The sequence below is a fragment of the Streptomyces sp. NBC_00236 genome (assembly GCF_036195045.1).
GTDB lineage: Bacteria > Actinomycetota > Actinomycetes > Streptomycetales > Streptomycetaceae > Streptomyces.
In genome coordinates, this window is sequence record NZ_CP108100.1 from 487,383 (window position 1) to 509,326 (window position 21,944).

The window sequence follows — 21,944 nt, forward strand, 5'->3', positions numbered from 1 at the left end:
CGGATGCACGCTTTTCCGTCACCACCGAGCCTGTCTCCGCAGGGGGGTCCGCGTCGTCGTACGGCCAGCGACAGTGCGCGTACCCCGCCGGGAGTAGACGGCGGTCCTGCGGCTGCTCCCGGGGGGGGGCCGGGAACCGCTCCGGACCCTGGATTCTGTACCTACTAGTTTGTACAGTTGGTTCATGAGCACTTCGGACCGTCTGGTCGAAGCCACCCGGGAGCTCCTGTGGGAGCGCGGCTATGTGGGCACCAGCCCCAGGGCCATCCAGCAGCACGCGGGCGCGGGCCAGGGCAGCATGTACCACCACTTCGCCGGCAAGCCGGATCTGGCGCTGGCGGCCATCCGCCGCACGGCGCAGGAGCTGCGCGGGACGGCGGGCCGGGTGCTCGACGCACCCGGGTCGGCGTACGAGCGGATCTCGGGCTATCTGCTGCGTGAGCGCGATGTACTGCGCGGCTGCCCGGTGGGGCGACTGACGATGGACCCGGAGGTCATCGCGAGCGAGGAGTTGCGGGCGCCCGTGGACGAGACGATCGCCTGGCTCCGCGGCCGGCTGGCCGAGATCGTCCAGGAGGGCCTGGACCACGGCGAGTTCGACCACCGCCTGGTGCCCGAGGAGATCGCGGCGTCGATCGTCGCGACGGTACAGGGAGGCTATGTGCTGGCCCGCGCCTCGGGATCGGCAGAGGCCTTCGACGCCGCCGCCCGTGGACTGCTGGCGCTGCTCGCCCCTCGTACGGACACCACCTGACGCTCCGCCATACGCCACCCACCCGAGGAGCACCTCGCCCATGCGCATCACCAGGAACCGGCCCGGCACACGGTCCGGGCCGGCCGGGCAGTTCAACGGATCCTTCTGGATCGACGGGATCGCCGCTCCCGAACCAGAGCCCCCGAGTGCCCGTCTCGCCCTCGTCGAGGCGGCCGAGGGCGGCTCCACCATCCACTGGCACACCGACCCCGGCGTCCCCGAGCACCCGGCAGCCTGAGGAGCGCGCGATGCATGCGATGCAGTACGAGATCACTCTTCCCGCCGACTACGACATGGGCATCATCCGCGACCGGGTGGCGACGCGGGGCCACCTCCTGGACGCCTTCCCGGGGCTCGGCATCAAGGCGTACCTGATGCGGGAGCGCGGCAAGGACTCCCCCGTCAGCCAATACGCACCGCTCTACCTCTGGACCACACCCGAAGGTATGAACTCCTTCCTCTGGGGGTCCGGATTCCAGGGCATCGTGCAGGACTTCGGGCGCCCCGAGGTGCAGCACTGGACCGGCCTGTCGTACGAGGAGGGCCCGGCATCGGCCGCACTCCCCCGTTCGGCCACCCGGCTCCGCTCACCGATGCCACCGTCGGCCGCCCCGGCGGACGTGGTCGGCGCCGCACTGGAGGAGAGCCGGCGGCTCGCGAAGGCACCGGGCGCGGTCGCCACGGCGCTGGCCGCCGACCCCCGGCACTGGGAGCTGCTCCACTTCACCCTCTGGGAGCACCCCTCCCCGCACGAAGCGGGCGACCGCTACGAGGTGCTCCATCTCAGCCGGCCGGAGCGCGAACGGCTCGGGACGGGGCGCCAGTGGTAGCCGCGGTCCGCACCGTCCTCGGTGACATCCCCGCCGACGAGCTCGGTGTGTGCGACGCGCACGACCACCTCTTCCTGCGCAGCCCCGTACTCCCGGGCCAGGAACTCGACGACCCCGCGGCGGCGGCCGGACGGCTGCGGGCCTTCAGCGGGTTCGGCGGACGGTCCGTGGTGCAGTGGACGCCGTACGGCATGGGGCGCCGGGCCGATGTGCTGGCGGAGCTGTCCCGTTCGACGGGGACCCATGTGGTGGCGGCGACGGGGCTGCACCAGGCCGTGCACTACCCGGCCGCGCTGCTCGGCCGGATCCGGGACCGTCTCGCCTCTCTGTTCGTCGCGGAGCTGACCGAAGGAATCGGCGCGACATCGGTGCGGGCGGGCCTGATCAAGGTCGCCGGGGCCTTCCACACGGTCGACGCCCACGCCCGGCTCACCATGACGGCGGCCGCCGAGGCGCATCACCGCACGGGCGCTCCGATCGCCGTCCATCTGGAGCTGGGAACAGCCGCGCCGGACGTACTCGACCTGCTGTGCGGTGCGTTGGGCGTCCCGCCGCACCGCGTGATCCTCGGGCACCTCGGCCGGTCGCCCGACGGCGCCGCGCAGCGGGAGGTCGCACGGGCCGGGGCGTTCCTCGCGTTCGACGGTCCTTCGCGGGCCCATCACGCGACGGACTGGCGGCTGCCCGAGGAGCTCGCGGTGCTCGCCGGGGCCGGATTCGGCGGGCAGTTGCTGCTGGGCGGCGACACCACCGTGCCGGAGACCCCGGGCATGCCGCATCTGCTGCAGCGGCTGCGCCCCCGGCTGACCGAGGTACTGGGAGCGGGGACCGTGGCGGACATGCTGGTCGCCAACCCGGCACGGGCGTTCGCGTTCGAGGCGCCGACGCAGGCCGCCTGAGGACGCGGGCATCCGGCGGCAGCGCAGGCCGCCTGAGGACGCGGGCTCGCGGCGGCAGCGCAAGCGCCCTGAGGAAGCGGGCACGCGGCGGCGCCCGGCCGTCCCTTCCTCAGGCGAGCGCGCCCAGCGGGTCGTCCAGCACCGGTTGCCAGGCCAGCTCCGCCGCTCCGACCAGGCTGTTGTGGTCGAGGGTGCAGGGCAGGATCGGCACACTGCCGCTGCGTCCCCACAGGCTGCGGTCGGCGACCACCGCACGCAGCCGCTCCGGGTCGGCGTCCAGCAGGGCGCGGTGCAGACCGCCGAGGATGATGCGGTCCGGGTTGAGGATGTTGACGAGCCCGGCGAGCCCGAGGCCGAGGCGGTCGATCAGCTCCTCCGCGGCGTTGCGTACCGCCGCGTCGCCGTACTCGTTGCGCAGCAGGTCCCCGGACTGCTTGAGCAGCGACTCCTCGGGGCCGGGTGCGCGTCCCGCCGCGGTGAGGAAGGCGAGCGGGTCGGTCTCCACGTCGAGGCAGCCGCGGCCACCGCAGTGACAGGGCCGGCCCTCGGGGTTGACGGTGAGATGGCCGACCTCCAGGGCGAGCCCCGAACTTCCGGTGTGCAGGCGGCCGTCCAGGACGAGCGCGCCGCCGACCCCACGGTGGCCGGTGGCGACGCACAGCAGGTGCTGGGCCCCGCGTCCGGCTCCGTGGCGGTGCTCGGCGAGCGCGGCGAGGTTGACGTCGTTCCCGGTGAACGCCGGTCCGGTGATGCCCGCTTCGCGGACACATGTGGCGAAGATCTCGCGGACCGGGGCGCCGGCCGGCCAGGCGATGTGGAGCGGGTTGAGGGCGGTGCCCTCCGGCTCGGCGACGGCGGACGGCACCGCCAGGCCCGCCCCGACGCACCGCAGGCCACTGTCGCGCAGCAACCGTGCGCAGTCGTCCACGACTTCGCCGATGACCTGGGCGGGATCCGCGGTGATGGTGACGCAGCCGGGGGCGGTCGCGACGAGCCGGCCGCCGAGCCCGACCAGAGCGGCCCTGAATCCGTCCGAGTGCACCTGGGCGGCGAGGGCCACCGGCCCCGTCTCGCGCACGGCCAGCCGGTGCGAGGGCCGGCCCTGCGAGCCCGCGGCCGAGCCGGGGCTGGAGTCGACCCGGATCAGGCCGAGCGCCTCCAGCTCCGCGGCGACCGCGCCTGCGGTGGCACGGGTGACGCCCAGCTCGGAGGTGAGGACGGCTCGGGTGGGCGCGCGTCCGGTGTGGACCAGTTCCAGCGCGGGTCCGAGCGCGCTGCGGCCCCTCTCCAACTTCGTCCGGGTGGTGGTCACCTTGCCGTTCATGGGGGCGAGTCTCCCATGATCCGGAGGTGGTGCGGACGCCGCGGCGCCCGTCTTCTCCCCTGCGCCTCCCCCCTCCACGGCGTGCAGCCGCCGCGTCCGGCACGCCGCCCCGACCCGGTGGGCAGCCATATTGCGCCCATCGTCCGCGGGCCCCTATGCTGAGTTTGTGCCGCAACTAAACAAACTGCGGACGGCCTTGCCGGGGGGACCGGGCGGAAACACCGCCTCACCTCCGTCGACACGCCTCCGAACCGCTCTGACCGTGTTCTTCGCCCTCGACGGGTTCCTCTTCGCCGGCTGGGTGGTCCGCATCCCGGCCATCAAGCAGCAGACCGGCGCCTCGGCCTCCACCCTCGGCCTCGCGCTTCTCGGCGTTTCCGCCGGTGCCGTGATCACCATGATGCTCACCGGCCGGCTCTGCCGCCGTTTCGGCAGCCATCCGGTGACCGTGGTCTGCGGTGTTCTGCTGCCGCTCAGCATCGCCCTGCCCGCGCAGACCCATTCGGCACTCTCGCTCGGACTCGTACTGCTGCTGTTCGGCGCCGCGTACGGCGGCGCGAACGTGGCGATGAACAGCGCGGCGGTGGATCTGGTCACCGCACTGCGGCGCCCCGTGATGCCCAGCTTCCACGCCGCGTTCAGCCTCGGCGGCATGATCGGTGCCGGCCTCGGCGGCCTGGTCGCAGGCGGCCTCTCGCCCTCCGCGCACCTGCTCTGCCTGACCGGAATCGGCCTGCTCGTCACCGCGTACTGGGGACCGGTCCTGCTCCGGTACCCCTCGCTGAAGCCCGCCCCGACGGCGGCCGGCGGCGACGAGGCCCGCCATCGTCCGACCGGACGGGCTCGCCGCATCGTGCTCCTGTTCGGCGTGATCGCACTCTGCACCGCGTACGGCGAGGGTGCCCTGGCCGACTGGGGCGCCCTCCACCTGGAGCAGGACCTGCACGCCCACCCCGGGGTGGCGGCAGCCGGCTACTCGCTCTTCGCGCTCGCCATGACCGCGGGCAGGCTCTCCGGCACGGCACTGCTCGAACGACTCGGCCAGACCCGCACGCTGGTCGCGGGCGGCTGCACGGCGGCGGCCGGGATGCTGGTCGGCTCGCTCGCCCCGACCGCCTGGCTCGCCCTGCTCGGCTTCGCCATCACCGGACTCGGCCTGGCGAACATCTTCCCGGTGGCGATCGGCAGGGCCGGCGAGCTGGCCGGCCCCGGCGGAGTGGCCGCGGCTTCGACGCTCGGCTACGGCGGCATGCTGCTCGGGCCCCCCTCGATCGGCTTCCTGGCCGACTGGTTCTCGCTGCCCGTCGCCCTGACCACAGTGGCACTGCTGGCTCTGGCAGCGGCGGCGCTGGGGTACGGCGCACGCAACGCGGCCACGCACGAGTGAGTAGGCGTACTCAGGCAGGAACGGTTCTCCCGTCGCAGGATGGAGAAGTAACGACCCCGCCCGCCGACTGTCGCGGGTGAGGCCGGAAGCCATCGACGGGGAGCACGCCATGAACAAGCCGGTCCTGACCAAGCAGCACGTCCACACGCTCGCGCGCCTCACGTTCGGCAACGCCGCGTCGCTGGTCTACCTGGGCGTGGTGGCGGCGACCGCGGTGTTCGTCACGGTGGACACGCTGTTCGTCGCCCACGAGGACGCGTCGTTCGCCGGGGTGTGGCTCATCTTCCTGGCGGCGCCGACCGTCTTCGTCTTCTTCGCCGGCGGTGCGATGCTGGGCTCGGAGGCGGCCGGGCCGGACTGGTTGTTCTACCTGGCCCTGGTGGTGTCCGTGCTGGTGCAGTCGCTGGCGCTGGGCTGGTTCGCACGACTGCTGGGCGGCGGCCGCGGCCGGGCCCGCCAGAGCCGTCCCCGGAACGCCTGAGCCCCTGGCACAATCCCTGCCATGAAGATCGCGGAGCACATACGATCCCTGGACCACGAGGGCCGGTTGCTGGCGGACGCGGCCCAGGAGGCGGGGACCGGCGCACCGGTACCGACCTGTCCGGGCTGGCAGGTGAACGACCTGCTCGGACACACCGCGATGGTGCACACCTGGGCGGCCGCCTTCGTGACCGAGGGCCACACCTCGTACGTCCCCGACGCCGGGCATCCGGACCTGGACGGCCCGGAACTGCTCGACCGGTTCCGTGCGGGGCACCGACTCCTGGTGGAGGCGCTGGAGCGCGCGCCGCAGGACCTGGAGTGCTGGGCCTTCTTCGCCGCGCCGTCGCCCCTGGCCTTCTGGGCGAGGCGGCAGGCGCACGAGACGACGATCCACCGGGTGGACGCCGAGTTCGCACGCGGCGGGCCCCTCTCTCCGGTGGCGTCGGACCTCGCGGTGGACGGCGTCGACGAGTTGTTGCGCGGTTTCCACGCCCGCCCGAAGAGCAGGGTGCGCACCGACGTTCCGCGCACGCTGCGGGTGCGGGCGACGGACACCGGCTCCGCGTGGACCGTCCGGCTCTCCACCGAGCCACCGGCCACCGTGCGCGAGGAGGGCGGGTCGTCCGTACTTCCGCCGGCGGACTGCGAGTTGAGTGCCAACGCCCATGAGCTCTACCTCGCGCTCTGGAACCGGCTGCCGCTCGCCGCTCTTACGGTGGCGGGCGACCCGGAGCTCGCCCGGCTGTGGCGCGACAACTCCTCGGTCGTCTGATCCCGGGCGGGCGCGGACGCGGAGTGGCGGGCTTGTCCCCCCGCGTCCCCGCCTGTGAGACTTCGGGCATGGAACATCGAAGCCAGGCGGAACGCGACGCGGTGACCGTCGAGATCGGCTTCGCCGTGCTGACCGGAGCCCTGATGGCGGGGGCCGCGTTCCTCGTGGTCTGCGCCCCCGCCCTCCTGATGGCCCCGGGTGGCGGCGTGAGCCCCTGGCTGCTCGTGACCGCGGCCGTCGTGGCCGGGCTGGTCTTCGCCGGCCGCGTCGTCGACGTGCTGTGGCGGTTCGGCCGCCGCGCCACGGAGCGCGAGGTCGACGGGCGGGTCCCGGTGCTGCCGGATCAGCCGAGCCAGCCCGGCCGCACCAGCCCCGACTCGTAAGCGAGTACAACGAGTTGGGCCCGGTCACGGGCGCCGAGCTTCACCATGGTCCGGCTGACATGAGTCTTGGCGGTGAGCGGGCTGACGACGAGACGGCGGGCGATCTCGTCGTTGGACAGGCCGATGCCGACCAACGCCATCACCTCCCGCTCCCGGTCGGTCAGTTCGTTCAGGGCGGTCGCCGCGGTGGGCTCCTTGGAACGGGCCGCGAACTCGGCGATCAGCCGGCGCGTGACACCCGGCGACAGGAGCGCGTCCCCACCGACCACCGCCCGGACCGCCCGCAGCAGCTCTTCCGGTTCGGTGTCCTTGACCAGGAAACCGGAGGCTCCGGAGCGGATCGCCTCGAAGACGTACTCGTCGAGTTCGAAGGTGGTGAGCATGACCACCTTCACAGCGTCGAACTCCGGGTCCCCGGTGATGGCACGGGTCGCCGCGAGACCGTCGAGGTGTGGCATCCGGATGTCCATCAGCACGGCGTCCGGCCGCAGTTCACGCACCAGGCGGACGGCCTCCTCGCCGTCGGCCGCCTCGCCCGCGACCTCGATGTCCGGCTGGGCGTCCAGCAGGGCCCGGAATCCCGCCCGGACCAGCAGCTGGTCATCGGCGAGCAGTACGCGAATCACGGTGTCTCCTTCTGGTGCGCCGGCCCGCCGGCCGGCAGCGGAAGCTCGGCCCGTACCCGGAAGCCGCCGTCGGGCCGGGTTCCCGCCTCGATCGTGCCACCCAGGGCGGCCGCCCGCTCCCGCATTCCGGCCAGTCCGTTGCCGCTGCCGCCGGCGTCCGTACCGGTGGCGGGACCCTCGTCGTCGATGCGGAGAGTGATGCGGCCCGGTCCGTAGCCGACCCGGACCTCCGCGGTACGCGAACCGGAGTGCCGCACCACATTGGTCAGCGCCTCCTGAACGATCCGGAACGCGGCGAGGTCCGCGCCGGGCGGTACGGCCCCGCGCTCACCGTCCGTCCCGACCGTGACGGTCAGCCCGGCGCTCGCGGCCTGTTCCACCAGTTCGGGAAGCCGGTCGAGTCCGGGGGCAGGTGCCCTGGGCGCGTCGCCGGGCGTGCGGAGGCTGTCCAGCACCTGTCGCACCTCGCCGAGCGCCTCCTTGCTGGCGTCCTTGATGGTGGTGAGCGCGGTGCGGGCCTGCTCGGGGTCGGTGTCGAGCAGGGCGAGCCCGACACCTGCCTGGACGTTGATGACCGAGATGCTGTGCGCGAGGACGTCATGCAGCTCGCGGGCCATCCGCAGCCGCTCCTCGTCGGCCCGCCGCTTCTCCGCCCGTTCCCGATCGGCCCGCTGCGCCGCCCACTGCTCACGGCGTACGCGGACGAACTCGGCGGCAGCGACGATGGCCACCACCCATGCGGCCACGCCCAGTTCCTGCCCCCAGGGCTGCGCGGAGTCGTCGTCCGGAGGCAGCCAGCGGTAGAGCCAGTGCGCCACGACCAGGTGCCCCACCCACACCATGGCGACCGCCGACCACGCGGCCCGCCGGTGGCCCGCGACGACGGCGCTGAAGCAGCCCACCGCGACGGCCAGGAAGACCGGGCCGTACGGGTAGCCGGCGCCGAGATAGACCGTCGCCGCGGCCGACGCCCCGAAGACGGCCACGACGGGGTGGCGGTGGCGCAGCAGCAGGACCGCCACCGCGGCGAACAGGAGCAGCCGGGCGAAGAGGTCGAGCGGGGCCCTGTCGTCCAGCTGGCCGCGGGCCGCGAACGCCGATCCGGCCATGACGAAGACACCGAGCAGGATCGTGGACGCCCAGGGCAGCCGGCCGGCGGACCGCCCCCGGGGGCCCGTCAGCCAGCGCGGCGGCTCTCCGTCGTTCCAGAAGTTCCACGTGCCCGGGGAGCGGGTCGCCCGTCCGCCCGGCCCGCCGCGCGCCCAGGGAGGCCGACGCGGCGGCCCGCCCTGATGCCCGGGAGGCCCACCGCCTGTCTGTGCGCGCTGCTCTTCCATGCCGGCCACGCTAGACGGCGCACCTGCGCCCCGGCGTCCGCCGGGCGTGGTGATCGCCCGTACTCCCCCGGTAGTACGACGAACGGGTCTGCCGGGGCCACCGGGCCGCCGTCATGATCCGAAACCAGGGGTCCTAGCCGCGCCGGTCGAGGAGCCCGACGGTGCGGGCCAGCTCTGTCACGGCCTGCCGGAAGAAGGCCTCGCGGGCTTCCACCACGCGGTTGAACTGACCGAAGATCTCGAAGGACAGCAGCCCGAAGAGCTGTGACCACGCGGCGACGAGCGGCGCGGTCACCCCCGGGGGAAGCCCGGGGGCGAGGTCGGCGGCGATCCGTTCGGCCTCGGGACGCAGTTCCTCGGCAAGCGGTGGCAGCCCGACCCCCTCCTCGCGGTGCGCGTCCTCGGCAATGGCGATGAGGACGAGGCCGACCCTGGACGCGGGGCCGATGGTGGCCTGCGGTGCGGTGTAGCCGGGCACGGGCGAGCCGTAGATCAGCGCGTACTCGTGAGGGTGCGCGAGAGCCCAGTCCCGTACGGCGCACGCGACCGCAACCCAGCGGGCCAGATGGGCGCCGGGCCGGGTCTGCGCCTCGGTCTCCGCCGCGGCGGTCCGGTGAGCGCGCTCGGCGGCCTCGCCCACGGAGTCGTACGCATCGACGATCAGGGCGGTGAGCAGTTCGTCACGGCTGGGGAAGTAGCGGTAGAGCGCCGAGGACACCATGCCGAGTTCGCGTGCCACGGCGCGCAGGGAGAGCTTCGCCGCCCCCTCGGCCGCGAGCTGTTTTCTCGCCTCGTCCTTGATGGCGGCGGTGACCTCGATGCGGGCCCGTTCCCTGGCTCCCCGGATAGCGCTCATGACGACCAGTCTGCCACGAAACGGAGCACCGCCCAATAACGAGAGCAATGCTCTTGCTTTTGAGCACAGGTTCCGTGCACACTGATCTCAAGCGAGAGCACCGCTCTCTCAAACCGTGGGGGTCCTCATGCCGCAGCCGTACTACCTTCAGGGCAGCCCGTTCACCGTCCGGATGAACAGCCTCGTCGGCTGGCTGGCGCGGCACGGGGTGAGCCTGCTCGGTTCGCAGGAACTGTCGGTGCGGGGCCGAAAGAGCGGGCAGTTGCAGCGCATCCCCGTGAACCTGCACACCCACGAGGGTGTGCAGTACCTCGTCTCCGCACGGGGGCACTCGCAGTGGGTGCGCAATATGCGGGCCGCGGGCGGCGGCGAGCTGCGGGTGGGCCGCAGGACCCGCACGTTCACCGCGACGGAGATCGCGGACGACGAGCAGAAGATGCTCGTCGTCCGCGCCTACCTGGAGCGCTGGGGCTGGGAGGTCAACCAGTACTTCCAGGGCATCACGGCCAAGTCCTCGGACAGCGAACTGCTGGCCGCCTGCCCCGACCATCCCGTCTTCCGGATCACCGTCGAGAGCTGACCCGGGGCTGTGCGGCGACAAGCACCGGGCCCTGAAGGATCACCGGGCTCACGGGGCTCACGGGCGCGCACATACCACGGCCGGATCGCCGCATCCGCCCGAGCCGGCCGCATCCGCCCGATCGGCCGGGCCCGGTGCGGCATCGCTCCCTAACGGTCCATCGCCGACAGCGCGCGCTGCGCCAGCGGGTGCGAACGGACCAGTTCGGCCAGCGAGGTCGTCCCCCGGGTGATGCCCGCGAACGCGTTCCACGCCGGGCGGAAGCCCGTGAGTACCGCGTGCAGCAGGCCCGGGCGACGCTCGAAGAGCTTCAGCATGCGCCGTCCCACGCTCATCTCGACGCCGAGCCCGGCCTTGATGGCGAACGCGTAGTTGAGCGCCTGGCGGCGCGCGTCCACCGCGTCGTGCGACTCCGCCACCCGCACCGCCCATTCGCCGGCCAGGCGTCCCGAACGCAGCGCGAACGAGATGCCCTCGCGGGTCCACGGCTCCAGCAGGCCTGCGGCGTCCCCGCACACGAGCACCCGGCCGCGCGAGAGCGGCGAGTCGTCGCTGCGGCAGCGCGTCAGATGGCCGGAGGAGATCTTCGGCTCGAACCCGGCGAGGCCGAGCCGCGCGATGAAGTCCTCCAGATACCGCTTGGTGCCGCCGCCGTCACCGCGCGCCGAGATCACACCTACCGTCAGGGTGTCCCCCTTGGGGAACACCCACCCATAACTCCCCGGCATCGGGCCCCAGTCGATCAGGACCCGGCCCGCCCAGTCCTCCGCGACCGTCTGTGGCACGGGGATCTCGGCCTCGAGACCGAGATCCACCTGGTCGAGCTTCACCCCGACATGTGCTCCTATCCGCCCGGCGCTGCCGTCGGCGCCCACGACCGCACGGGCCAGGACGGTCTCGCCGCCGGACAGTACGACCGCGACCGTGCGCCGGTCGGGCACCGCGGCACCGTGCTGCTCGACCCGGGTCACCGTCGCCCCGGTGCGGAGTTCGGCACCGGCCTTCTGTGCCTCCTCGACCAGTCCCGCGTCGAACTCGGGGCGGTTGATGAGGCCGAAGAGCATGCGCCTGGAGCGGCGGGTGCGTGCCAGCCTGCCGTTCAGCGAGAACGTGACCGCGTGGATCCGGTCCCGCAACGGCAGTTCGAAACCGGGCGGCAGCGAATCGCGCGAATACCCGATGATGCCGCCGCCGCATGTCTTGTAGCGGGGCAGTTCCGCCTTCTCCAGGAGCAGTACCCGACGGCCGGCGACCGCCGCCGCGTATGCCGCGGAGGCTCCCGCCGGTCCGGCGCCGACTACGACGACGTCCCACACGGACGACTCTTCGTGCTCATGTCCGGCGTCTGCGTTCTCGCTGCTCACGATGTGCTTCTGCTCCCGATCCGACCAGTGGCCCCAACTGCTTCCGGCATCCTACGGCGCGCTGCGGCCGGACCCTGCTGTGGGAGGATCGGCCGAGCCTCCGTCGTACCCGCAACGCCGCACTCCTGGCGTCGCAGGTACCCGGACACGTACACATAACGTCGCACCTACGAGGAGCGTGCCCATGACCGCCCATCCGATTTCCGAGACCGTCGCCTCACTGATGCCCCGCGCCAAGGCGGAGCTGACCGAGCTGGTGGCCTTCCAGTCGGTGGCGGATCCCGCGGTGTTCCCGAAGAGCGAGTGCGAGGCGGCCGCCGCATGGGTCGCCGACGCGCTGCACGCCGAGGGATTCCAGGACGTCGCCCTGCTCGACACCCCGGACGGCACCCAGTCCGTCTACGGCTTCCTGCCCGGCCCGGCCGGAGCGCCCACCGTGCTGCTCTACGCGCACTACGACGTGCAGCCGCCGCTGGACGAGGCCGCCTGGATCTCCCCGCCCTTCGAGCTGACGGAACGTGACGGGCGCTGGTTCGGCCGGGGCGCGGCCGACTGCAAGGGCGGCTTCATCATGCACCTGCTCGCGTTGCGCGCCCTGAAGGCCAACGGCGGAGTCCCCGTCTCGGTCAAGGTGATCGCCGAGGGCTCGGAGGAGCAGGGCACCGGGGGCCTGGAGCAGTACGCCCAGGCTCACCCGGAGTTGCTCGCCGCGGACACCGTGGTCATCGGCGACACCGGCAACTTCCGCGTCGGGCTGCCGACCGTCACCTCGACGCTGCGCGGAATGACGATGCTGCGGGTACAGCTCGACACGCTTGAGGGGAACCTGCACTCGGGCCAGTTCGGCGGGGCCGCACCCGACGCCCTGGCGGCGATGATCCAGTTGCTCGCGTCGCTGCGCGCCGAGGACGGTACGACGACCGTCGACGGCCTCACGACGGACGCGCAGTGGGACGGCCTGCAGTACCCGGAAGAGGAGTTCCGCAAGGACGCCAAGGTCCTCGACGGGGTCGGGCTGATCAGCACGGGTACGGTCGCCGACCGGATCTGGGCCCGGCCCGCGGTCACGGTCATCGGAATCGACTGCCCTGCGGTGGTCGGCGCGACGCCCTCGGTGCAGGCGAGCGCGCGGGCGCAGATCAGTCTGCGGGTTCCGCCGGGCATGGACGCCGGTGAGGCGACGAAGCTGCTGACCGCACACCTGCGGGCACACGCCCCGTGGGGGGCGCGGGTGTCGGTCGAGCAGGTCGGCCAGGGACAGCCGTTCCGCGCGGACATCACGAGCCCGGCGTACACCGCGATGGCCGACGCCATGCGGATCGCGTACCCCGGCCAGGAGATGCAGTCCTCGGGCATGGGCGGCTCGATCCCGCTCTGCAACGCGCTGTCGGAGCTGTACCCGAAGGCGGAGATCCTGCTCATCGGGCTGAGCGAGCCCGAGGCCCAGATCCACGCGGTGAACGAGAGCGTGTCCCCCGAGGAGCTGGAGCGGCTCTCGGTTGCCGAGGCGCTGTTCCTGCAGAACTACGCCGCCTCCAAGAAGGTCTGAACCGGCCGGTGGCGGCCGGCCGGAGCGGGCGGGACCCGTTCCGGCCGCTCCGCTACGCGCTGAGCGAAGCTCGCCCAGAGCGTAGATCCGTGCCGCAGGTGCCCGCTCCTGCGTACGTTCGGGGACATGGACATCGTCGAGGTGCTTCCCCAGTTGCATATGTTCCGGTTCCCGATCGGCCAGGCGTACCTCTGGCGCGACGGGACGGAGCTGACCCTGATCGACGCGGGTGACGTGAACGCGGCGTCCGCCATCGAGGACGCGGTGCGCGGGCTCGGTCACGACCCCGCCCGCATCGCCCGGATCGTGATCACCCACGGCCATCGCGACCACTTCGGCGCGGCCCAGGAGCTCGCCGACCGCTACGGCGCCGAGATCCTGGCCCACCGGCTCGACGCCCCGGTGATCCGCGGTGAGGAGGAGGTCGGCGATCCGGTGCTGCTCGACTGGGAGCGGCCGCTGTACGAACACGGGCTGACCGTGCCGGTCGCTCCGCCGACCCGGGTCGACACCGAGTTGTCCGACGGAGCGGTGCTGCCTTTCGGCGGTGGGGCGCGAGTGGTCCACTCCCCCGGCCACACCCCCGGGGCCATCGGCATCCATCTGCCCCGGCACGGGGTCCTGTTCACGGGTGACTGCGTCGCCGAGGCGGGGCGCGTGATGCTGGGGGTGTTCAACATCGACCGTGAGCAGGCCCTGGCCTCGTTCCGGCGGCTGGCCGCGCTGGAGGCGACCACGGTCTGCTTCGGTCACGGCGAGCCCCTCACCGAGGACGCGGTGACGGTCATGCGCACCTCAGCCGACCGGGACTCCGGCCTCCAGGTTGAGCACGGCTGAGCGCTCGCGGGCGCGCAGTGCCCAGCGCAGCCGTTCGAACCGGGTGGGAGGCAGCAAGGTGGCCGCCTCCTCCTCGGTGACGAACCGCCAGCCACGCAGTTCGGATCCGGGCAGCAGCAGCCGCTGGGCGTCCGCGCCCGGGAGCGTGCCGCCGTCGAAGAGCAGCCTCAGCCCTCCGTAGCCGGGCGGCTGGGGCGCCTCCCAGTCGACGACGAGGAGCCTGGGCGCCTGTGCGAGGTGAATCCCGATCTCCTCGGCCACCTCTCTGATCCCGGCCTGCGCCGGTGCCTCGCCCGCCTCCACCACGCCCCCGGGGAACTCCCAGCCGGGCTTGTAGGTGGGGTCGACGAGCAGCACCCGGTCGTGTTCGTCGAAGAGCAGCACGCCGGCCGCGACGGTCTCCGCCGTGGGGTCGGGTGTCTGGACGATCTCGCAGGCGGGGGCCGCCCCGGTGCGCACGGCCTCGGCGATGCGCTCGGCCGTCTCACGGGGTGTCAGTGCGCTGTTGTCGATGGCATGGGCGTCCCGCGTGATCCAGTCGAGCGCCGAACGGTAGGTCTCGATGCGGTCGTACGCCCATTGTCCGGACCCGGCGGTCTTCACCGGGTCATCGGGGAACTCCGCCCGGTGGGCTATCCGTTGACGCAGGATCGTTTCCTCAGGTGAGAGCAGTACATGACGCACTGCGATGCGTCTGGAGGCGAGCCCTCCGAATATCTCGTCGCGATACTCCTGCCTCAGCAGAGTCATCGGCACCACCAGCACCCCACCGACCTCGGCGAGCAACGCTGCCGCCGTGTCCACCACCAGACGCCGCCAGATCGGCAGGTCCTGGAAGTCGCTGACTTCGGCGAACTTCTTCTGCGGCAGCAGGGATCCCAGCCCCGTGCCGGTCAGTTCGGGATCGTAGAAGGTGCTGTTCGGGATCAGATCGATCAGTTCACGCGCGGCGCTGGTCTTGCCCGCGCCGAACGCACCGTTGATCCAGACGATCACGGTTCCCCCTCTTCCGTAGCCCCCAGTGGCTTGCCCGCAACACCCTGCCGTGAAAACACGACTGTGGCGATGACGATGCTCGAACGCAACAGTGCGGGCCGGCCGTCGTCGCCGTACGGCCGGGCGCCGTCCGGCCGTAACGGCGACGACGGGACCGTCGTTGGAGCGGTCAGCAGAACGAACGACAGGGGGCGGACCGTGCGTCGCACCGTACTTGAGCAGTTTCCCGCCGGAGGGCCGCGGGGCAGCTGGCCCGCGGAGGAGTTCGCCGCGGCCCGCCGCGGCGAGGGCGTGGCAGCGGAGGTCGTCATGGACCTGGAACAGGACGCGTTCCTGGTGGTCGTGCCGCAGCAGTCCTCGGACCGGGGCCACTGACCTCCGGCGGCCACGCGGGAACCGCGCCGGCTCAGGCCGGTCCGACCGGCCGGTGACACCCCGCGCCGGTGCCGCGTCGCCCTCGGCCCGGCGGGACCGCTTCTCGCCGCGGGCCGTCACGGAGGGCTGACGAGCTCGTCAGGGCGTGTCACCCCGCCAGTCCCACTTGCTCGGATCCTCCGCCCGCGGCCCGTACTCGGCCCGGCCGCCCGCCCCGTAGGCACCGATCTCGGTGATCAGGGCGGAGCCGTCCGCCAGTGCCACCTTCGTCCAGCCGGTCACGTCCAGCAGCAGGCCGTCGAGCGGTCCTCCCACCAGCTCCCGGTAGACCCGCCCCGGCCGGGGTCCCGGATCCGGGTCGTCGTGATCGGCGCCGTACACCCGTCGCCGCATGATCTCGTCCATACCCGCAGGATCGCACCGACCACTGACAACGTGCTCGGCCTGGGGGCCTGTGTGACTCGATCGGAGGCACGTGCGAGCGTCCGGACCTTGATCCTTCGACGCCGTTCCGGTCCGATCAGCGGATGTCCGAAACCGATGCCGACCGGGATCCGTCGGCCGAAGTCCGAACGATGCCGATCGGCACCCGCGGGCGGCGCTTTCCGCGGGCTCCGAGCTGTCCGGGCCTGCGGCCGAGGCGCGGTTGCGTGGCCCGGACCACGACCGGGCCGCCCCGGCGAAGGCGCTCGTCAGCCTGTGCGACGCAGGTGAGAGCCGCTCCGTGTACTTGCTGTACCGCGACCGCCGCCCTGCCTGCGGGCTCTGCCGTCGGCCGTCCTGGTCTCCCTGCTCTCGACGAGCACGGCAAGCAGGGCTCCGCCCGGACCCGGCGACCCCGACGACTGTCATGCACCGCCTGGTCGCCCTGACCGCGGCTCCCTCACGCACCGGGACGGTGCCTGAAAGAGGCGTCCGACGATCGTCATCGCGGAGCCGGGACCGGAACCGGACCTCCCCGGGAATATCCCGGATGCGGCCGCCATGCAGTCACTCCTAGGATGCGCACGCAGGAGAGTCGAGACGCCATGGCGTCCATCAGTGAAGCGGAGACACCCGGGACATGACGAGCCAACTATTCGCAATCTGCTTCAACGCGACTCGGCCGACCGATCTCGCACGATTCTGGTCCGGGGTCCTGGGCTGGGAGTCGGCCGCCGGTCCGGGAGACGACGTCACGATCCTGCCTCCCGATCCTGACGGATTCCGTATCCGATTCCTGCCGGGGCAGGAGCCGAAGACCGGTCAGAACCGGGCGCACTTCGACCTGACGAGCACCACCGCGGAGGATCAGCAGCAGACGGTTGCCCGGGCCCTGGAGTTCGGCGGGAAACACATCGACATCGGTCAGCTCCCGGAAGACGGGCACGTGGTGCTCGCCGATCCGGACGGCAACGAGTTCTGCGTGATCGAGGCCGGCAACAAGTTCCTCGCCGACACCGGCGTCATCGGAGCCCTGGCCTGCGACGGTACCCAGGAGGTCGGCTACTTCTGGAGCAAGGCGCTGCGGTGGCCGCTGGTCTGGGACCAGGACGAGGAGACAGCGATCCAGTCACCGCACGGCGGCACGAAGATCACGTGGGGTGGCCCGCCCGTGGCGCCGAAGACGGGCACGAACAGGCTGTACTTCGAGCTGGCACTTCCCGCCGATGCCGACAGGGGGGCGGAGATCGACCGTCTGCTCTCGCTCGGCGCGACGCGGGCCGGCAGCAGCCAGGACGAAGGCGACACGATCCTCATGCTCGACCCCGACGGCAACGAGTTCTGCGTACAGAGGCCTTGCTAGCGGGGACTGTCGGCGCGAGGTTGCGTTTCGCAGGCACTCGCCATTGAAACGAGCGGCCCCTCAGCCGTACGCCACGTATCGGCTCAGCCGGTACGTGGTCGGCTGCATCAGGCGGCCGCAGAGCGTGTCGATCCGGATTGTCGCCTCGTCGACCCGTGCTTCTCGCAGGCTGCGCAGCCGCGCCCGAAGCTCGGCCTGGTCCGGGGTCTCGAAGATCACTTCCCACTCCCCCAGGTCCGGCGCCGTGCGAGCGGCAAGCCGCTGTCTCTCGGCCTCCTGCCGCCGTCTCCTCTTCGCTTGTCCCGGCACCGGCCCAGAATCGCAGGCCCGCGCCGGTGCGGCAAGAGATCCGCATCGAGAACGCATCCCACCCGGCCGTCGGCCGGAGAGGTGCTGCACCCACAGGACGACCACACAGTCTCCGCACTTCGGTCACAACTTCATCACCACCGGAACATTGCCCTCCTCCGTCGCACACGGCACGACTACCGTCACCTCTCCACGCACTTTCAGGGGGACACATGTCGCACAATCCGCCGTCCAGTCAGCCACCCTGGGGTCAGCCGCCGCAGCCCGTCGGCCCCGGCCCCCACATGGGCCCGATGCCGCCCGCGCCCCGACCGGGCTGGACCAGAAAGCGGATAGTCATTCCTGCGGCGATCGTCCTGTTCTTCATCGGCGTCGGCATGGGCGGGGCCGGCGGTGACGACGACAAGACCGAGAAGGCCGTCACCGCCACGGCCACAGCGGCCCCCACGATGACCGTCACAGCGACCACGACCGCATCGTCCGAACCCGGGCCCGCGGTCACGGAAACCGTCACCGCCAAGCCGAAGCCGGTACCCACCGTCACGAGGACGGTGACGGTCAGGGTCACCACCGCAGCCGAATCCGGCACCTCGGGGGTCTCCGAGTCGGACGACGACAGTGGCGGGTCGACGTACTACGCCAACTGTTCTGCCGTGCGGGCAGCCGGCGCCGCCCCGATTCACGCGGGGGACCCCGGCTACGGGTCTCATCTCGACCGCGACGGCGATGGTGTCGCCTGCGAATAGGGGAACTGCGCAGCCGTCAGCCGGCGCTGCCAGGGTCAACTGACGGGCAGGTTCGCGAAGTTCACGGATCGTCCCTGGCCGGACCCGGCGTGATTCCCGCGATGAAATGCCACTGGCGCAGCATCAGGACGACCAGGGTCGAGAGCGCGACAGTCAGCGAGCAGGGCAGCCCCAGGCTCAGTCAAGCGGGTCCGGCCGGCGGAGAATGCCGGCCGCCTCGGCGGCCTTCAGCCAGTCCGGGTACTCGCCCATCAGCTCGTCGTAAAGGGTTGCATCAGACAGGGCCTTCGGGTTCCGCCCGGCCGGGAAGAAGCCCGCATTGTCGACGACGCGCTTCTGCGGAACCTTCAGGTCGTCGAGCTTCCGCAGGAACTTGAACGGGTCGCTGCCGTACCCGATGAACTGCCAGAAGATCGGGAGCCGCGCAGCGTCGCAGAGGATCTTCTCCGTCTCCCTCTTCGAGTCGGGCGATCCGTCTGTTTGGAAGATGACGAACGCCGGGTCGGTTGCCCCGGACTGAACGTAGTGCTCGATGACTTCGAGCATGGCCGCGGCGTAGTTGGTCGTGCCCATGTGGCCGAGACTGTCGTGTATCCGGTTGATGCTCCCCTCGTAGGTGTCGAGGCTGACATCGACGACGGGATGGGCGTCGGAGTCGAAGAAGACAACGGGCACTGTGCCGTCGTCGTCCAGGTTCACCGAGAGGCCGAGGGCCTGCTCGGCAAGGTGCTGAACACTGCCGTCGCGGTAGTAGGAGCGCATGCTGCCGGACCGGTCGAGTACGAGGTAGACGGCTGCCCGCTCTCCGTTCAGCCCCTTCTTCTCCAGGCTGACGGCTGCGGTCTTCGCAAGGCTGACAAGGCCGGCGGGGACCTTGTTGAAGTCGATCGGCATGCTGCTCCTCACGGCAGGTGGATGGATCGTAGACCGCCAGCTGTGCGCTGGGTGGGCTTTGACCGGTGAACGGTCACGGCCGCATGACTCGGTTCGAGGTGCAAGCCCGGTCCGGACATCAACGTCCAACCCCGACAGCGCCCTTCACGCCGCGGCGCTCAGATGGTGTCGAGCGCGCCCACGGCCGCACAGATGTGGCCCGGTCTGCCCTCCGACCGCCTCCCGGCGCACCACCAGGAGAGCAGCCCTTCAGCATCGCGCGTATGCATGCCCAGGTTGTGTTCGGCACACAGGGGCCACGCCTGCCACAGACGCTCAGCGACGGTTTCCTGCGCGGCGTCGGCGACGATCGCCAAGGCATGAGCAGAGTCTTCTGCCGTCTTCGGGTACATATGACCGCCGTGCCACTCGCCGTTGGCCAGGGCAACGTAGACGCACTCCGGCTCGCCCGCCTCGTAGGAAGGCTGGGCCAGCAGTTGCAGAGACCCCTGCCCCGGAAGGGTCACGGCCAAGTCATGGTTGAGGACCACGAGCGCCTCGTCCCACAAGGGGTATTCGCCTCGCCAGACCCGACGGACTTCAGGCTGATCGAACAGAGCATGCACAGCGCCATCCTCCACTACGGACGCCCGATCTCAAACGCGGACGTTGCGACGTTGGTCGAGCCGAGCAAGGCGTATGGAGCCACCTGAACGATCCCTCTCGACGGGGGACGGGTCTGGACAACTGGTTCTGGACCGCGCTCAGGCGGAGCGCCACCTCGCGCGTCAGGCGGGGCCTTCGGGAAGGTAGCGGATGCCTGGCCTCTCGTGGCGCTGCCACCTTCCCTCGGATCAGAGCGGCGTGGCGCAAATGGGGCGCCATCTGATTCGCACGTTCACCGACCACTGGATCGAGAGTCTCACCGACCTCACCCCGCAGGTCCGCAAGGCTGCATCCCTGATACAGACCGGGCACGCCGCAAAAGCCCAGCGGCTGTTCCCTGTGGAGCGCGCCCACCCGCTGCTTCGCGCATGGGAAAACCGCCTCTTCTCGGGTGGGTGACTGCCGGCAGCCACGGAGCCTGGGTGCACCGCACCGAATTGACACCAGGCGTCGAGGAAACGGTTCCTGCCGGCACCTTCGGTGCATGCTTTGGGCGCCCGCAGGCTACTGGACCGGTCGCGCTGCGCGATCGACTCCGTCAGCATCCGGGCTGCAAAAGGGAGGCCTCTGTCGGAGCCGAATCCGAACCGACCGTGGCAAGCTCGGATCGAAAATCCATCTGATCACCGACCGGAACGGACTGACGCTCTCACTGGGCATCTCGGGTGCGAACATGCACGACAGCCTCGGTCTTGAACCACTCGTATGAGGCATCCCGCCGATCCGGTCCCGACGCGGACCCGTCGACGGCGCCCCACAAGCTCCGCGGAGACACGGGCTATGAGTGCGACCACCCGCATCGTTGGCTCTGCAAACGCGACATCCGCCATCGCATCGCACCCAAGGGCATCGAGTCCTGACAACGGCTCGGCCACCGCCGATGGGTGGTTGAACGGACCATGTCCTGGCTCGCCGGCTGCCATCGGCTCCACCGCCGATACGAACGCAAGGCCGAGCACTTGCTCGCCTCCGCCGGGGTCGCGGCGACTTGGTCTGCTGCCGCAGGCTAACCAAAGCACGTGATGCTCACTAGATGATTGAGTCCAAGGGCTCGTAGCCGTAGGCCGCCAGCGAGCGGTGTCGCATGTCGCTGCCGTCACTCGCCCAGCACGTGCAAGTCGTGCCCGTTTCATCCTGGCGGTCAGCGGAGAGCGCGCAACGCATGCTCCAGCAACTCGGAGGACGTCTCATGGTCGGGCCCTGCTTGGGAAGGCCTTGAGTCTCCAGTGACTGGAGACAGCAGAGTGGGAGACATGGACGTTACGACCCTCTACTCGATCGGGGAGCTTTCCCGGCGGACCGGCTTGTCTGTGAGGACCATCCGGTTCTACTCCGATTCGGGGGTGGTAGCGCCGACCACCCGTAGCCCCGCCGGTTACCGGCTCTACGACCTCGACGCACTGCTTCGTCTGGAACTCCTCCGTACACTGCGCGAGCTGGGCATGGACCTGGCCACTATTCAACGCGTACTGGACCGCGAGCTCTCAGTGGCGGAAGTCGCCACGGCGCACGCCGACGCCATGGACGTCCAGATCCGGGTGCTGCAACTGCGTCGGAGCGTTCTGCGAGTCGTGGCCAGACGCGGGTCCAGTCCTGAGGAGACCACACTCATGCACAGGCTCACACAGTTGTCCGGCGAGGAACGCCGACGTTTGATCGACGATTTCGTGGATGGCACCTTCGGCACAGTGGATGCCGACCCGACCGCGGTGGCCACGGTTCGCGCTGCCACTCCCGACCTCCCCGATGATCCGACCAGCGAGCAGGTCGCCGCGTGGGTGGAGCTCACCGAGCTGGTCGGCGACGAGGACTTCCGGGCCCGGATGCGCCGGACGGCCGTACGTCAGGCCGCCGGGCGCCCGCTCGACATCGAATGCGATGCCGGCGAGGAACTGATGGAATTCACCCGTCAGAAGGTGGCCGAGGCCATGGAGTCGGGCATCGACCCGCTCAGCGACAGGGGCGCACCCGTCATCGACGAACTCGTGCGCCGCTTTGCCGAGGTGCTCGCGCGCACCCCTGCCACGGAATTCCGGGACTGGATGGCCCAGCAGTTCGAAGAGGCGCACGATCCCCGGGTAGACCGATACTGGCGGCTGGTGTGGATCGTCAACGGCTGGCAGGTAGTACCGAACCTGATCCCGGTGTACCCCTGGCTCATCCAGGCACTGCGAATTGACCGTGCCGCATAGTCACCGCAGTGGGCACGCCC

General features: G+C 70.9%; 26 protein-coding genes and 1 pseudogene. 17 read left to right on the forward strand and 10 right to left on the reverse strand.

Features of this window, described 5'->3' with window-relative positions:
* Positions 1–184: 184 nt before the first annotated feature.
* Genes OG446_RS02150 through OG446_RS02165 form a run of 4 tightly spaced genes read left to right on the forward strand, consistent with a single transcriptional unit; the run spans position 185 to position 2,483 of the window.
* A complete protein-coding gene (locus OG446_RS02150; RefSeq protein WP_328892392.1) occupies positions 185–754 on the forward strand; it encodes a TetR/AcrR family transcriptional regulator in 570 nt (189 codons plus the stop codon).
* A 40-nt stretch (positions 755–794) separates the two neighbouring features.
* Positions 795–992, forward strand: coding sequence for a hypothetical protein (locus OG446_RS02155; RefSeq protein WP_328892393.1), 198 nt, complete (start codon positions 795–797; stop codon positions 990–992).
* 10 nt (positions 993–1,002) lie between these two features.
* Entirely contained in the window at positions 1,003–1,584 is a 582-nt protein-coding gene (locus OG446_RS02160; protein ID WP_328892394.1) for a DUF4865 family protein, read from the forward strand.
* Complete coding sequence (locus tag OG446_RS02165; protein WP_328892395.1) at positions 1,578–2,483, forward strand: phosphotriesterase family protein; 906 nt, start codon at positions 1,578–1,580, stop codon at positions 2,481–2,483. The genes OG446_RS02160 and OG446_RS02165 overlap by 7 nt, the downstream gene beginning before the upstream one ends.
* Positions 2,484–2,592: 109 nt before the next feature.
* Here OG446_RS02165 and OG446_RS02170 read toward each other — a convergent pair whose 3' ends face one another.
* Positions 2,593–3,807, reverse strand: a complete 1,215-nt coding sequence (locus OG446_RS02170) for an ROK family protein (RefSeq protein WP_328892396.1) — start codon at positions 3,805–3,807, stop codon at positions 2,593–2,595.
* A gap of 262 nt (positions 3,808–4,069) precedes the next feature.
* Between OG446_RS02170 and OG446_RS02175 the strand changes: the two genes are divergently transcribed.
* From OG446_RS02175 to OG446_RS02190, 4 genes are all read left to right on the forward strand, one after another.
* Positions 4,070–5,194 carry an MFS transporter gene (locus OG446_RS02175; RefSeq protein ID WP_328892397.1) on the forward strand — a complete coding sequence of 375 codons (1,125 nt, stop codon included), beginning with the start codon at positions 4,070–4,072 and terminating at the stop codon, positions 5,192–5,194.
* Between the two features lie 109 nt (positions 5,195–5,303).
* Positions 5,304–5,675 carry an SCO4225 family membrane protein gene (locus OG446_RS02180; RefSeq protein WP_328892398.1) on the forward strand — a complete coding sequence of 124 codons (372 nt, stop codon included), beginning with the start codon at positions 5,304–5,306 and terminating at the stop codon, positions 5,673–5,675.
* Between the two features lie 21 nt (positions 5,676–5,696).
* Positions 5,697–6,449: a maleylpyruvate isomerase family mycothiol-dependent enzyme gene (locus OG446_RS02185; protein ID WP_328892399.1), complete on the forward strand. Its 753-nt coding sequence runs from the start codon at positions 5,697–5,699 to the stop codon at positions 6,447–6,449.
* A gap of 68 nt (positions 6,450–6,517) precedes the next feature.
* Positions 6,518–6,832 (forward strand): DUF6332 family protein, encoded by a 315-nt coding sequence (locus tag OG446_RS02190; RefSeq protein WP_328892400.1) that lies wholly within the window; start codon positions 6,518–6,520, stop codon positions 6,830–6,832.
* Here the strand turns inward: OG446_RS02190 and OG446_RS02195 are convergent.
* The 3 genes from OG446_RS02195 to OG446_RS02205 all read right to left on the reverse strand — a co-directional run bounded on the left by OG446_RS02195 (position 6,793) and on the right by OG446_RS02205 (position 9,651).
* A complete protein-coding gene (locus OG446_RS02195; protein ID WP_328892401.1) occupies positions 6,793–7,458 on the reverse strand; it encodes a response regulator transcription factor in 666 nt (221 codons plus the stop codon). The two genes, OG446_RS02190 and OG446_RS02195, sit on opposite strands and share 40 nt — an antisense overlap.
* Complete coding sequence (locus tag OG446_RS02200; RefSeq protein ID WP_328892402.1) at positions 7,455–8,795, reverse strand: sensor histidine kinase; 1,341 nt, start codon at positions 8,793–8,795, stop codon at positions 7,455–7,457. Before OG446_RS02200 ends, OG446_RS02195 begins: the two co-directional genes overlap by 4 nt.
* 133 nt (positions 8,796–8,928) lie before the next feature.
* The gene (locus OG446_RS02205) at positions 8,929–9,651 is read right to left on the reverse strand and encodes a TetR/AcrR family transcriptional regulator (RefSeq protein WP_328892403.1); all 723 of its coding nucleotides are present in this window, start codon (positions 9,649–9,651) and stop codon (positions 8,929–8,931) included.
* A gap of 127 nt (positions 9,652–9,778) precedes the next feature.
* Between OG446_RS02205 and OG446_RS02210 the strand changes: the two genes are divergently transcribed.
* The gene (locus OG446_RS02210) at positions 9,779–10,231 is read left to right on the forward strand and encodes a nitroreductase family deazaflavin-dependent oxidoreductase (protein WP_328892404.1); all 453 of its coding nucleotides are present in this window, start codon (positions 9,779–9,781) and stop codon (positions 10,229–10,231) included.
* Between the two features lie 149 nt (positions 10,232–10,380).
* Here the strand turns inward: OG446_RS02210 and OG446_RS02215 are convergent, their stop codons facing one another.
* Entirely contained in the window at positions 10,381–11,595 is a 1,215-nt protein-coding gene (locus OG446_RS02215; protein WP_328892405.1) for a geranylgeranyl reductase family protein, read from the reverse strand.
* A 184-nt stretch (positions 11,596–11,779) separates the two neighbouring features.
* On the opposite strand from OG446_RS02215, the gene OG446_RS02220 reads away from it, so the two are divergent.
* Together OG446_RS02220 and OG446_RS02225 are read left to right on the forward strand one after the other, a co-directional pair.
* A complete protein-coding gene (locus tag OG446_RS02220) occupies positions 11,780–13,144 on the forward strand; it encodes a dipeptidase (protein WP_328892406.1) in 1,365 nt (454 codons plus the stop codon).
* A 126-nt stretch (positions 13,145–13,270) separates the two neighbouring features.
* A complete protein-coding gene (locus tag OG446_RS02225) occupies positions 13,271–13,981 on the forward strand; it encodes an MBL fold metallo-hydrolase (RefSeq protein ID WP_328892407.1) in 711 nt (236 codons plus the stop codon).
* Here OG446_RS02225 and OG446_RS02230 read toward each other — a convergent pair.
* A complete protein-coding gene (locus OG446_RS02230) occupies positions 13,940–14,977 on the reverse strand; it encodes an NUDIX hydrolase (protein ID WP_328892408.1) in 1,038 nt (345 codons plus the stop codon). The genes OG446_RS02225 and OG446_RS02230 overlap by 42 nt on opposite strands.
* Positions 14,978–15,046: 69 nt before the next feature.
* Here OG446_RS02230 and OG446_RS02235 point away from each other — a divergent pair, with 69 nt between their 5' ends.
* A complete protein-coding gene (locus OG446_RS02235; RefSeq protein ID WP_328898539.1) occupies positions 15,047–15,352 on the forward strand; it encodes a hypothetical protein in 306 nt (101 codons plus the stop codon).
* Positions 15,353–15,490: 138 nt separating this feature from the next.
* On the opposite strand, the gene OG446_RS02240 is transcribed toward OG446_RS02235, so the two are convergent.
* On the reverse strand, positions 15,491–15,757 hold the full coding sequence (locus tag OG446_RS02240; protein ID WP_148015430.1) for a hypothetical protein: 267 nt from the start codon (positions 15,755–15,757) through the stop codon (positions 15,491–15,493).
* Between the two features lie 658 nt (positions 15,758–16,415).
* Here OG446_RS02240 and OG446_RS02245 point away from each other — a divergent pair.
* A complete protein-coding gene (locus tag OG446_RS02245; RefSeq protein ID WP_328892409.1) occupies positions 16,416–17,138 on the forward strand; it encodes a VOC family protein in 723 nt (240 codons plus the stop codon).
* A gap of 60 nt (positions 17,139–17,198) precedes the next feature.
* Here OG446_RS02245 and OG446_RS02250 read toward each other — a convergent pair whose 3' ends face one another.
* Complete coding sequence (locus OG446_RS02250; protein ID WP_328892410.1) at positions 17,199–17,357, reverse strand: hypothetical protein; 159 nt, start codon at positions 17,355–17,357, stop codon at positions 17,199–17,201.
* Positions 17,358–17,659: 302 nt separating this feature from the next.
* On the opposite strand from OG446_RS02250, the gene OG446_RS02255 reads away from it, so the two are divergent.
* Entirely contained in the window at positions 17,660–18,193 is a 534-nt protein-coding gene (locus OG446_RS02255) for an excalibur calcium-binding domain-containing protein (protein ID WP_328892411.1), read from the forward strand.
* Between the two features lie 177 nt (positions 18,194–18,370).
* On the opposite strand, the gene OG446_RS02260 is transcribed toward OG446_RS02255, so the two are convergent.
* Positions 18,371–19,087 (reverse strand): vWA domain-containing protein, encoded by a 717-nt coding sequence (locus OG446_RS02260; protein ID WP_328892412.1) that lies wholly within the window; start codon positions 19,085–19,087, stop codon positions 18,371–18,373.
* 158 nt (positions 19,088–19,245) lie between these two features.
* Positions 19,246–19,692: a hypothetical protein gene (locus tag OG446_RS02265; protein ID WP_328892413.1), complete on the reverse strand. Its 447-nt coding sequence runs from the start codon at positions 19,690–19,692 to the stop codon at positions 19,246–19,248.
* 190 nt (positions 19,693–19,882) lie between these two features.
* Between OG446_RS02265 and OG446_RS02270 the strand changes: the two genes are divergently transcribed.
* The 3 genes and pseudogenes from OG446_RS02270 (at position 19,883) to OG446_RS02280 (ending at position 21,924) form a co-directional block, all read left to right on the forward strand.
* On the forward strand, positions 19,883–20,131 hold the full coding sequence (locus OG446_RS02270) for a DUF4291 family protein (protein ID WP_328892414.1): 249 nt from the start codon (positions 19,883–19,885) through the stop codon (positions 20,129–20,131).
* Positions 20,132–20,221: 90 nt separating this feature from the next.
* Positions 20,222–20,765 (forward strand): annotated as a pseudogene (locus OG446_RS02275) (IS5 family transposase); the annotation flags it as partial.
* Between the two features lie 220 nt (positions 20,766–20,985).
* On the forward strand, positions 20,986–21,924 hold the full coding sequence (locus tag OG446_RS02280; RefSeq protein ID WP_328892415.1) for a helix-turn-helix domain-containing protein: 939 nt from the start codon (positions 20,986–20,988) through the stop codon (positions 21,922–21,924).
* The last annotated feature ends 20 nt before the right edge of the window (positions 21,925–21,944 follow it).